This is a genomic window from Pseudomonas sp. FW305-28, from assembly GCF_017351395.1.
GTDB classification, from domain to species: domain Bacteria; phylum Pseudomonadota; class Gammaproteobacteria; order Pseudomonadales; family Pseudomonadaceae; genus Aquipseudomonas; species Aquipseudomonas fluorescens_AA.
The window spans coordinates 1-11,555 of sequence record NZ_JACNDD010000007.1 but is presented as its reverse complement, the minus strand read 5'-3'; the positions used below and the strand labels follow the sequence as shown (position 1 = coordinate 11,555).

Here is an 11,555-nt window from a genome sequence, read left to right as displayed (position 1 = left end):
GGCATTCACCGTCGTCACCGAAGGAACCTGTATGCAGTTGGACTCCGCGAGCGGTTGGTGCGAGGGGGTGCGTCATTGCCCATCGCCCAACTTCAATGGGCGCCCCGAGGGCGAAATCTCCCTGCTGGTGATCCACAACATCAGCCTGCCCCCGGCACAATTCGCCACCGGCAAGGTGCAGGAATTCTTCCAGAATCGTCTGGATGTCACGGAACATCCCTACTTTGCCGGTATCGCCGACCTGCGGGTTTCTGCGCATTTTCTGATCGAGCGTGACGGCGCCGTGACCCAATTTGTCTCTTGTCTGGACCGTGCGTGGCATGCGGGCGTCTCGTGCTTCGAGGGGCGCGAGACCTGTAACGATTTTTCCCTGGGCATCGAGCTTGAGGGCACGGATGATCTGCCGTTCACCGACGCGCAATATGTCGCATTGGTGGACCTGACCCGGCAGTTGCAAGCGGCGTTCAGGGCGATCACTGTGCAGCGTATCTGCGGGCACAGCGACATCGCACCGGGGCGCAAGACCGATCCGGGACCGGCATTCGACTGGGTGCGCTATCGCGCGGCCCTGACAGAAGGGGAAGGACAATGAGTTTTCTGGTGTTGCTGCTGGCCGTCTGGATCGAGAAATTCTCGGCCTTGCGCCAGCGGGTCCAGCGCGACGGTGGTTGGCTGCTCGAGCTGAACAAGCTCGAGGCGAGCCCACGGTGGGTCAACCGACCCTGGCTGGTGCTGACGGTAATGGTCCTGCTGCCGGTGGCCCTGCTGGCGCTGCTTTTGTGGGTGCTGGAGCCAGTGGCCTATGGTCTGCTGGCGCTGCCGGTGCATTTGCTGGTGGTGATTTACAGCCTGGGGCGCGGCGATCTGCTGGCTGCCCTCGGGCCGTTTCGTGACGCCTGGCGTCGGGAGGACCTGCAAGCGGCAGCCCATGTGGCCAAGCGCGACCTGGACATTGAGGCCGATGACGGTGAGCAATTGCTGGAGCGGGTCCAGGGGCATTTGTTGTGGCAGGCCTACCAGAGCTTTTTCGCGGTGATTTTCTGGTACTTCCTGTTGGGCCCGGTCGCGGCCTTGAGCTATCGACTGCTGGCGCTGGCCGCCGAGCACAGCCAGAACCCCGGCGTGGCCGAGCGGGCCGCGCAAATGCGCCATGCCTTCGACTGGGTGCCGGTGCGGTTGCTGGCGGCAAGCTTCGCCCTGGTGGGCAATTTTGTCGCGGTCAGCCGGGTCATGCTGCATGAGTTGTTGAACTGGAACATCAGCGCCGCCGATCTCATCGACAAGGTCGGCCTGGTGGCTGGCGAAATCCCCAAGCCCGTCGCCGGGCCGGATGGCATCAATAGCCTGGACCGCCTGTGGGAATTGCTGCTGCGTGCGGCGGTGCTCTGGTATGCCGGGTTTGCGTTGTGGACGGTGTTGGCCTGATCAACGTAAGCAGGGTTGTGGCCAGGCGCTTTTGTGGCGAGGGGGCTTGCTCCCGCTCGGTTGCGCAGCAACCGCAAACCTGGGCAAGCGATTTTCCTGAAGGCACTCGGGGGCCCGCTTCGCAGGCCAGCGGGAGCAAGCTCCCTCGCCACAAGGGATTGAGCCACGACCAGGCTCGTTAACCTTAAGTTACAAATCTCCCCGCCGATTTAGGCTATACAGGGACAGCGCCCGAATAGTGGCTTTCTGCTGTCTCCGTGCGCGAGCTCATAACAATAAGAACACTACCGGGAGGCTTCCTTGTGAAAAGTTTGCTCTGGCCCGCCGTCGCGCTGATGAACCGCCTGAGCTTCGGCATGAAGTTCAGCCTGATCAGCGTGCTGTTCCTGCTACCCATGCTGGTGACCAACTTCTTTCTGGTGCGTGATTCCTATCGGGAATTCCAGGGCACCCAAGTGGAGCTGCAAAGCCTCGACCTGCTGGGCAGCAGCCTGGCCCTGCGCCGGGACCTGGAAACCCTCAACAACCTGGTGCAGATCAACGCCAGCCTGGGCCAGTCCGGCAAGGCTGGTGATGTCGAAGCGAAGATCGGCAGCCTGGAACAACAGGTCCTCACGCGCCTGCAAGGCATGACCGCCATGGCCATCGAGCCCGAGCAGGTCAGTGCCTTCGAGGCCAAGCGCGATGAGATGATCGCTGCTTTCAAGGCCCAGCAGGCGGAAAACTCCCTGCAGAGCAAAAGTGCGCTGATCGGCAAGTTGCTCAACAGCGCCCAGATGTTCAGCCAGATCATCGCCAGCCAGGCGGGGCTGAGCCGCGACAACCAGAGCGACATCCGCCAACTCAGCGAACTGATCATCGGTACCACCCCCAAGGTCACCCAGATCCTCGGCGATGGCCGGGCGCTGGGCGCGTCCTCGTTGGGGCTGGGGTTTCTCAATTCGGCATCGAGCACCCGCTTCGACGAGTTGCTGGCGCAGATCGAAAAGCTCCAGGGCGAGTACGACCTGAAACTGCAGGACGCCCTCGGCTCCAGCGTGGCTGCCGGGCAAACCCTTGGCGCTCAGGCCGACGGTAGCAAGAGCAGCCTCAAGAAAGCGTCGGAGCTGATCGAGGAGCAAGTGGTGATGGCCGACACCCTCGATGCACCGTGGCCGGCGTTCTTCGAGCAGGTCAGCGGCCTGATGGAGCAGACGTATCGGCTGAACGAAGCGACCCAGGGTTTTCTCGGTGTGCAGTTGCAGCAGCGGCTTGAGCAGAATCGTAGCCATATGGTGCTGCAAGCCGTGGCGCTGGTGGCGGTGTTCCTGTTGATTTTTTACCTGTACGCCGGCTTCTACGCGTCGACCCGCACCACGCTCCAGCACTTGGGCCAGATGATGGACAAAGTGGCGGCGGGGGACATGACGGTCAATTTCGTGGCGCGCAGCAAGGATGAACTGGGCGAATTGGGTGAAGTGTTCAACGGTACGGTGGCGAAGATCCATGACCTGATCGAACAGGTCGGCCGCACCGTCGCGGAAGTCGAACGCCAGGCCGGGCAGGTGGAAACGGTATCGGCCCAGAGCAACCAGGCCGTCGCCGGCCAGCGCAGCCAGATCGAACTGGTGGCCACGGCGATGAACCAGATGTCGGCCACGGCCCAGGAAGTGGCCCGCAGTGCCGCCGCTGCCGTGAGCAGTGCCCACAGCGTGAACGACGAGACCCTCAGCGGGCGCGTGCTGGTGGAGTCGCAGCAGGGCAGCATCGCCCGCTTGGCCAGTGAGATCGATCAGTCGGTGCAGGTGATCAACCAACTGGCGACCGACAGCCAGGCCATCAGCCGCGTGCTGGATGTGATCAAGAGCATCGCCGAGCAGACCAATCTGCTGGCCCTCAATGCCGCCATCGAAGCCGCCCGTGCCGGTGAACAGGGTCGGGGGTTTGCGGTGGTGGCCGATGAAGTGCGGACCCTGGCCAAGCGGACCCAGCAATCGACCGAAGAAATCGAAGCGATGATCACCCGCCTGCACGGCGGTGTTGGTGCCGCCGTCAAGGCGATGGGCACCAGTCATGAGATGGCCAGCGGCACGGTCGGTCAATCGGAACAGGTCCAACAGGCCCTGGACAATATCCTCGGTGCGGTCGGCATGATCGTCGACCAGAACCAGCAGATCGCCGCCGCCGTGGAGCAGCAGACGGCCGTGGCCCATGACATCGACCAGAACATCGTCGAGATCAACCGCGCCGGCGAACGCACGGCCGAAGGCGCGCACCAGACCGAAAACGCCAGCCGTGAGCTGTCTGCCCAGGTGGTGCAGCTCAAGCAACTGATCAATGCGTTTCGGGTGTAGACCATTGTGGGAGCGAGCTTGCTCGCGATAGCGGAGTGTCAGGCAAGCTGTTTTTCGACTGATACACCGCTATCGCGAGCAAGCTCGCTCCCACAGGGTTTTTACCAGTTGAACAAATCGCGGGCGTTGGCGGTGCTGGCCTCGGCCAGTCGCTCGGGCGTCACCGCCATGATCCCGGCCAGTGCCTCGCAAATCGCCGGCAAGTGCGCCGGGCTGTTGCGCTGCCCCGGGAACATCGCCGGGGCCATGTCCGGTGAGTCGGTTTCCAGCACCACCGCATCCAGCGGCAGTTTCGCCAGCACCCGGTGCATGCGCAGGGCCTGAGGCCAGGTCGCCGCACCGCCGAGGCCGAGCTTGAAACCGAGCTTGAGGTATTCGCGGGCCTCTTCAAAACTGCCGGCGAAGGCATGGATGATCCCCGCCCGGGTGGGGCTGATGCGCTTGAGGGTCGCGATCACGGCGGCATGGCTGCGGCGCACGTGGATCAGTGCCGGCAGTTCGAACTCCACGGCCAGTTCCAACTGCGCTTCGAACAGCGCTTGTTGGCGGTCACGGTCCAGGGTCTCGATGTAATAGTCCAGGCCGATCTCGCCCACTGCACACAATTGCCGGTGCCCGGCCAGGCGGCTCAGCCAGTCGCGCAACAGCGCCACGTCGTCGGGTCGATGCTGGTCGAGGTACACCGGGTGCAGGCCCAGGGCGGCATGCAGGTCCGGGTCGCTTTGCACCAGGTCCCAGACCCGCTGCCAGTTGTCCCGGTACACGCCCAGCACCACCATTTGCCGCACGCCCAAGGCGCGGCTTTCGGCCAGCAGCGCCGGGCGGTCCGCGTCAAAGTCCGGGAAGTCCAGGTGGGTGTGGGTGTCGATCAACTCCATGCATCAATCCTGAGAAAACGTCAGCCCTGGTGGATCCGCTGCTTGAACGTCCGCGCGATGGCCTGCACGCCAGGCTGGTAGTCATCGTTTTCGATGGCCGCCAGGGCCAGTTCCAGGGCCTTGTCGGCGATCAGCTGATGTTGTTGGGACATGGCATTGACCGGCAGCGGCAGGAAATCCAGCAACTGCGTGTCACCAAACGTGCCCAGGCGTAATGGCCGCGACTTGAGCGGGAAATCATGCAGGGCGTCGAACACCCCTTGCAGCAGCACATAGGACGTCGTGATCAATGCATCAGGCAGATGCCCCAGGCGCGCGAGCATTTCATCCATCAACTGCCGGCCGCATTCACGGCTGAACGACTCGCCATGCTCGATCAACACCTGGCCCTCGAACCCGGCCAAGGCTTCGCGAAAACCTGCGGCCCGTTCCTGGCTGATGCTCAATTCGGGACGGGCGCCGATCAAGGCGATTTGCCGAGGGTGGGTCTCCAGCAGGCTGCGCGTCAGGTGCAGGCTGGCCTGGCGGTCGTCGCTGATTACCGAGCAGAAATGCGCCGGTTCCATCACCCGGTCGATGGCGATGATCGGTATGCCCTTGGCCTGCAACTGCTGGTAGCTGTCGTCGCCGGCCGGCAGGCAGCTGGCGACGATCAGCGCATCGCAGCGCCGGGCGCGGAACAGTTGCAACAGTTGCCGTTCACTGTCGGGTGCATCGTCGGAGCTGGCGATCAGCAACTGATAGCCCCGTGCCCGTGCGCCTTGTTCCAGCAACTTGGCGATGCGTGCGTAACTGGGGTTTTCCAGGTCTGGCAGGATGAAGCCCAGGGTGCGGGTGTGCCGGCTGCGCAGCCCGGCGGCCTGGGGGTTGGGCGTGAAGCCGTGTTCCTCGACCACCGCCCGCACCCGTTCGACGGTGGCGCTGCTGATGCGTTGCTGTTCGGCCTTGCCATTGATGACATAGCTGGCGGTGGTTACAGACACACCGGCCAATTGAGCAATATCACTGAGTTTCAACCCGGTTTTCCTTGTTTTTTCGAGTTAGCCCCGAGGATAAGGGCCATCCTACCCGATTCAAGCTGACGGTTACCGTCCAAGCGCTTACGACAAGTTGCACTTCAACGATGAGAGATTATCGAGTAACGTGCCAATCTTTCTAGATTAAACGTTTCAGCAAGCGTATTTTCAAGGCTAGCAGGATTTTTGGCCGTGCTGCCGCGATACCGCCAAAAGCCGTCCTGTAACGCTAAGCTGATTCATTCAAAACAATACCTGGCGCCAACCGGACGCCAAAAAGGAGAAAGCATGCTCGAGCTCACTCTAGAGCAGATATCCATGGCGCAGACGGCTGTGGATAAAGACGCTGCACTGCAACTGCTCGCCGACAAACTGGTGGCCGATGGTCTGGTAGCCGAGGGTTACCTCGCTGGCTTGCAGGCCCGTGAAGCCCAGGGTTCGACCTTTCTTGGCCAAGGTATTGCCATCCCCCACGGCACCCCGCAGACCCGCGACCTGGTCTACTCCACCGGCGTGCGCCTGCTGCAATTCCCCGAAGGCGTGGACTGGGGCGATGGTCAGATTGTCTACCTGGCCATCGGCATCGCCGCCAAGTCCGACGAACACCTGCGCCTGCTGCAACTGCTGACCCGCGCCCTCGGCGAGACGGACCTGGGCCAGGCCTTGCGCCGCGCCGGTTCTGCCGAAGCGCTGCTGAAGCTGCTGCAAGGCGCGCCGCAGGAACTGGCCCTGGATGCCCAGATGATCGGCCTCGGTGTGTCGGCTGACGATTTTGAAGAACTGGTATGGCGCGGTGCCCGCCTGTTGCGCCAGGCCGACTGCGTGAGCAACGGCTTTGCCGGTGTGTTGCAGCAAGTCGATGCGCTGCCCCTGGGCGATGGCTTGTGGTGGTTGCACAGCGAGCAGACCGTCAAGCGCCCGGGCCTGGCGTTCGTCACCCCGGACAAACCCATCCGTTACCTGGGCCAACCGCTGAGCGGACTGTTCTGCCTCGCCAGCCTCGGCGAGGCCCACCAGGCCTTGCTGGAAAGGCTCTGTGCCTTGCTGATCGAGGGCCGCGGCCACGAATTGGGCCGCGCCACCAGCAGCCGCAAGGTGTTGGAAGTGCTCGGCGGCGAATTGCCCGCCGACTGGCCCAGCGCGCGCATCGGCCTGGCCAACGCCCATGGCCTGCATGCACGCCCGGCGAAGATCCTCGCCCAGTTGGCGAAAAGCTTCGACGGCGAAATCCGTGTGCGCATTGTCGACGGCCAGGACAGCGCCGTGTCGGCCAAGAGCTTGAGCAAACTGCTGAGCCTGGGCGCCCGTCGCGGCCAGGTCTTGGAGTTCATCGCCGAACCGAGCATTGCCAACGACGCGTTGCCGGCACTGCTGGCCGCCATCGAAGAAGGCCTGGGCGAAGAGGTCGAACCGCTGCCGCCACCGAGTGCACCACGGGAAACCGTGATGGCCGAGGTCGCGACCGTCATGCTGGCGCCCGAATCCGGCAGCCTGATCCAGGCCGTCGCCGCCGCCCCGGGCATCGCCATCGGCCCGGCTCACATCCAGGTATTGCAGGCCATCGACTATCCGCTGCGCGGTGAATCGGCGGCCATCGAGCGCGAGCGCCTGCAGAACGCCTTGAACCAGGTGCGCAGTGATATCCAAGGCCTGATCGAACGCGCCAAGGCCAAGGCCATCCGCGAAATCTTCATCACCCACCAGGAAATGCTCGACGACCCGGAACTGACCGACGAAGTCGATACCCGCTTGAAGCTGGGCGAGAGTGCGCAAGCGGCGTGGATGGGGGTGATCGAAGCCGCCGCCAAAGAGCAGGAAGCCTTGCAGGATGCCTTGCTGGCCGAACGGGCCGCCGATCTGCGAGACGTCGGCCGTCGGGTGCTGGCGCAACTGTGTGGCGTCGAAACCCCTAACGAGCCCGATCAACCCTACATCCTGGTGATGGACGAAGTCGGCCCGTCCGACGTGGCCCGCCTGGACCCGACCCGTGTGGCGGGGATTCTCACCGCCCGTGGCGGCGCCACCGCCCACAGCGCCATCGTCGCCCGCGCCCTGGGCATTCCGGCGCTGGTGGGCGCTGGTGCGGCGGTATTGTTGCTGGCGCCGGGTACGTCCTTGCTGCTGGATGGCCAGCGCGGTCGCCTGCACGTCGACCCTGACGCCGCTACGTTGCAGCGCGCCAAGGAAGAGCGCGATACCCGCGAACAGCGTCTCAAGGTCGCGGCCGAGCAGCGCCACGAACCGGCGCTGACCCGTGACGGGCATGCCGTGGAAGTGTTCGCCAATATTGGTGAAAGCGCCGGCGTCGCCAGCGCGGTGGAGCAGGGCGCCGAAGGCATTGGCCTGTTGCGCACCGAACTGATTTTCATGGCCCACAGCCAGGCGCCGGACGAAGCGACCCAGGAAGCCGAATACCGCAAGGTGCTCGATGGCCTGGCCGGGCGGCCGCTGGTGGTGCGTACCCTCGATGTGGGCGGCGACAAGCCGCTGCCGTACTGGCCGATCGCGAAAGAAGAAAACCCGTTCCTCGGCGTGCGGGGCATTCGCCTGACTTTGCAGCGCCCGCAAGTCATGGAAGCGCAATTGCGGGCCTTGCTGCGCTCGGCGGACAGCCGTCCACTGCGGATCATGTTCCCGATGGTGGGCAGCGTCGATGAGTGGCGCCAGGCCCGGGCCATGACCGAGCGTCTGCGCCTGGAAATCCCGGTGGCGGATCTGCAACTGGGGATCATGATCGAAGTGCCGTCCGCCGCGTTGCTCGCGCCCGTGCTGGCCAAGGAAGTCGACTTCTTCAGCGTCGGCACCAATGACCTGACGCAATACACCCTGGCCATCGACCGGGGGCATCCGACCCTTTCGGCCCAGGCCGATGGCTTGCACCCGGCGGTGCTGCAACTGATCGACATCACCGTGCGCGCCGCCCATGCCCATGGCAAATGGGTCGGTGTGTGTGGCGAATTGGCGGCCGATCCGCTGGCGGTGCCGGTGCTGGTGGGCCTGGGCGTGGACGAGCTGAGTGTCTCGGCCCGTAGCATTGCCGAGGTCAAGGCGCGGGTTCGCGAACTGAGCCTGGCGCAAGTACAAAACCTGGCCCAAGCGGCCTTGGCCGTGGGCAGCGCCGATGACGTGCGCGCATTAGTGGAGGCGCTGTAATGGCGAAGATTCTAACCCTGACCCTCAACCCGGCGCTCGACCTCACGGTAGAGTTGGCGCGCCTGGAGCCGGGCCAGGTCAACCGCAGCGACGCCATGCATGCCCACGCCGCAGGCAAGGGCGTGAACGTGGCCCAGGTGTTGGCCGATCTGGGTCATACGCTGACGGTCAGTGGCTTTCTGGGTGAAGACAATGCCCAGGTGTTCGAGACGCTGTTCGCCCAACGGGGTTTTGTCGACGCCTTTATCCGTGTCCCCGGCGAGACCCGCAGCAATATCAAGCTGGCCGAGCAGGACGGTCGCATCACTGACCTCAACGGGCCGGGCCCGGTGGTCGATGCCGCCGCACAGCAGGCCTTGCTGGCGCGGCTGGAACAGATCGCCCCCGGCCACGACGTGGTCGTGGTGGCGGGCAGCTTGCCCCGGGGCGTCAGTCCGCAGTGGTTGCAGGCATTGATCGCACGCTTGAAGACACTCGGCCTGCACGTGGCCCTCGACACCAGTGGCGAAGCCTTGCGCGTTGCCCTGGCGGCGGGGCCGTGGCTGATCAAGCCGAACACCGAGGAACTGGCCGATGCGCTGGGGTGCGAGGTGGTGAGCGAAGCAGCTCAGGCGCAAGCGGCGCAGCGCCTGCATGCCCAGGGTATCGAGCATGTGGTGATTTCCCACGGTGCCGATGGCGTGAACTGGTTCAGTGTCGGTGCAGCGCTGCATGCCTCGCCGCCCAAGGTCAGCGTCGCCAGCACCGTGGGCGCCGGGGACTCGCTGCTGGCGGGCATGCTCCATGGCCTGCTCAGCGCCGACACCCCGGAACAGATACTGCGCACTGCCACGGCCATCGCCGCCATGGCGGTCACGCAGATCGGTTTTGGCATCCACGACACCGCGTTGCTGGCGTCGCTTGAACAGGGCGTGCGCGTGCGCCCCCTGACAGAACAATAAGAGGGTTCGCAAGAATGAAACTAGCCATTGTGACGGCCTGCCCGAACGGCATGGTTACCAGTGTGTTGTGCGCCCGCCTGCTGGACGCCGCGGCGCAGCGCCAGGGTTGGAGCACCAGCGTCGAGGTCCATGACGCGGCCCATCCGGAACGCCAGTTGTCGGCGGCGACCCTCGAAGCGGCGGAGTGGGTGTTGCTGGTCGCCAGCGGCCCGGTGGACCTGTCGCGGTTCGTCGGCAAGCGGGTTTTCCGCAGCACACCGGCCCTGGCCCTCCAGGACGTTGATGCGGTGCTGCGTCGTGGCGCCGTAGAGGCTGAGGTTCTGGGCGAGGCAGACGCGTTCGCGCAAGCGCCGGCGGCGTCGGCCGAGCGTGCCCCGCGTCTGGTCGCCATCACCGCATGCCCAACAGGTGTTGCCCACACCTTCATGGCCGCCGAGGCCTTGCAGCAGGCGGCGACGAAGCTTGGCTATGACCTGCAAGTGGAAACCCAGGGTTCGGTGGGGGCGCGCAACCCGTTGAGCGCCGAGGCCATCGCCGAAGCGGACGTGGTGCTGCTGGCGACCGACATTGAAGTCGCCACCGAGCGGTTTGCCGGCAAGAAGATCTACCGTTGCGGCACGGGCATCGCCTTGAAACAGGCCGAAGCGACGCTGAACAAAGCGCTGGTCGAAGCTCGCCAGGAAAGTGCGTCGAGCGGCGCGAGCGCCCCGGCCAAGTCGGAGAAGACCGGCGCCTACAAGCATCTGCTGACGGGCGTGTCGTTCATGCTGCCGATGGTGGTGGCCGGTGGTTTGATGATCGCCTTGTCGTTCGTGTTCGGCATCGAGGCCTTCAAGGAGCCTGGAACCCTGGCGGCCGCGCTGATGCAGATCGGCGGCGAGACCGCGTTCAAGTTGATGGTGCCGTTGCTGGCCGGCTACATCGCCTATTCCATCGCCGACCGGCCAGGCCTGGCGCCCGGCATGATCGGCGGGATGCTGGCGAGTACCCTGGGCGCCGGCTTCATTGGCGGGATCATCGCCGGTTTCCTGGCCGGTTACGCGGCCAAGGCGATCAGCCGCTACGCGCGTTTGCCCCAGAGCCTGGAAGCGCTCAAGCCGATCCTGATCATCCCGCTGCTGGCGAGCCTGTTCACCGGCCTGGTGATGATCTACATCGTCGGCAAACCGGTGGCGGGCATGCTCGAAGCCCTGACCCACTTCCTCGACAGCATGGGCACCACCAATGCGATTCTGCTGGGCGTGCTGCTGGGGGCGATGATGTGCGTCGACCTCGGCGGGCCGATCAACAAGGCCGCCTATGCGTTTTCGGTGGGGCTGCTGGCTTCGCAGAGTTATGCACCGATGGCCGCGGCCATGGCTGCCGGCATGGTGCCGCCCATTGGCCTGGGCATCGCCACGTTTATCGCCCGACGCAAATTTGCCCAGACCGAGCGCGAGGCCGGTAAAGCGGCACTGGTGCTGGGACTGTGCTTCATCTCCGAAGGCGCGATCCCGTTCGCGGCCAAGGATCCGCTGCGGGTGATCCCGGCGAGCATCGCCGGCGGTGCGCTGACCGGTGCGCTGTCGATGTACTTCGGCTGCAAGCTCATGGCCCCCCACGGCGGCCTGTTCGTGATGCTGATCCCCAACGCCATCAACCATGCGTTGTTGTACTTGCTGGCGATCGTGGCGGGGAGCCTGCTGACGGCAGTGGCATACGCGCTGCTCAAGCGGCCTGAGGTGGTGGAGATGGCGTTGGAGCCGGCCAAGGCCTGATCGCTTCTTTGAAGCAATGAAATCCCTCTGTGGGAGCGAGCTTGCTCGCGAT

At 64.5% G+C, this 11,555-nt stretch carries 8 protein-coding genes and 1 pseudogene; 7 read left to right on the top strand and 2 right to left on the bottom strand.

The genetic code is table 11. From position 1 onward, the window contains the following. Positions 1 to 31 precede the first annotated feature (31 nt). The 4 genes and pseudogenes from ampD to J4E53_RS30950 all read left to right on the top strand — a co-directional run bounded on the left by ampD (position 32) and on the right by J4E53_RS30950 (position 3,758). Positions 32 to 592 carry a 1,6-anhydro-N-acetylmuramyl-L-alanine amidase AmpD gene (ampD, locus tag J4E53_RS03095; RefSeq protein WP_060739210.1) on the top strand — a complete coding sequence of 187 codons (561 nt, stop codon included), beginning with the start codon at positions 32 to 34 and terminating at the stop codon, positions 590 to 592. After that, the gene (gene ampE, locus J4E53_RS03090) at positions 589 to 1,425 is read left to right on the top strand and encodes a regulatory signaling modulator protein AmpE (protein WP_103308367.1); all 837 of its coding nucleotides are present in this window, start codon (positions 589 to 591) and stop codon (positions 1,423 to 1,425) included. The genes ampD and ampE overlap by 4 nt, the downstream gene beginning before the upstream one ends. Positions 1,426 to 1,760: 335 nt before the next feature. After that, positions 1,761 to 2,852: pseudogene (locus tag J4E53_RS30955) on the top strand (methyl-accepting chemotaxis protein); the annotation flags it as partial. After that, positions 2,829 to 3,758: a methyl-accepting chemotaxis protein gene (locus J4E53_RS30950; RefSeq protein WP_409077842.1), complete on the top strand. Its 930-nt coding sequence runs from the start codon at positions 2,829 to 2,831 to the stop codon at positions 3,756 to 3,758. The pseudogene J4E53_RS30955 and the gene J4E53_RS30950, both read left to right, overlap by 24 nt. Positions 3,759 to 3,859: 101 nt before the next feature. Here the strand turns inward: J4E53_RS30950 and J4E53_RS03080 are convergent, their stop codons facing one another. Both J4E53_RS03080 and cra read right to left on the bottom strand, forming a co-directional pair. Then, a complete protein-coding gene (locus J4E53_RS03080; protein WP_103308369.1) occupies positions 3,860 to 4,636 on the bottom strand; it encodes a TatD family hydrolase in 777 nt (258 codons plus the stop codon). Between the two features lie 20 nt (positions 4,637 to 4,656). Beyond that, positions 4,657 to 5,652 (bottom strand): catabolite repressor/activator, encoded by a 996-nt coding sequence (gene cra / locus J4E53_RS03075; RefSeq protein ID WP_060739206.1) that lies wholly within the window; start codon positions 5,650 to 5,652, stop codon positions 4,657 to 4,659. 288 nt (positions 5,653 to 5,940) lie between these two features. Between cra and ptsP the strand changes: the two genes are divergently transcribed. Genes ptsP through J4E53_RS03060 form a run of 3 tightly spaced genes read left to right on the top strand, consistent with a single transcriptional unit; the run spans position 5,941 to position 11,503 of the window. Continuing rightward, positions 5,941 to 8,805 carry a phosphoenolpyruvate--protein phosphotransferase gene (gene ptsP, locus J4E53_RS03070; protein WP_103308370.1) on the top strand — a complete coding sequence of 955 codons (2,865 nt, stop codon included), beginning with the start codon at positions 5,941 to 5,943 and terminating at the stop codon, positions 8,803 to 8,805. Then, on the top strand, positions 8,805 to 9,746 hold the full coding sequence (gene pfkB / locus J4E53_RS03065; RefSeq protein ID WP_103308371.1) for a 1-phosphofructokinase: 942 nt from the start codon (positions 8,805 to 8,807) through the stop codon (positions 9,744 to 9,746). Before ptsP ends, pfkB begins: the two co-directional genes overlap by 1 nt. 14 nt (positions 9,747 to 9,760) lie before the next feature. Then, the gene (locus J4E53_RS03060; protein WP_103308372.1) at positions 9,761 to 11,503 is read left to right on the top strand and encodes a PTS fructose-like transporter subunit IIB; all 1,743 of its coding nucleotides are present in this window, start codon (positions 9,761 to 9,763) and stop codon (positions 11,501 to 11,503) included. Positions 11,504 to 11,555: the final 52 nt, after the last annotated feature.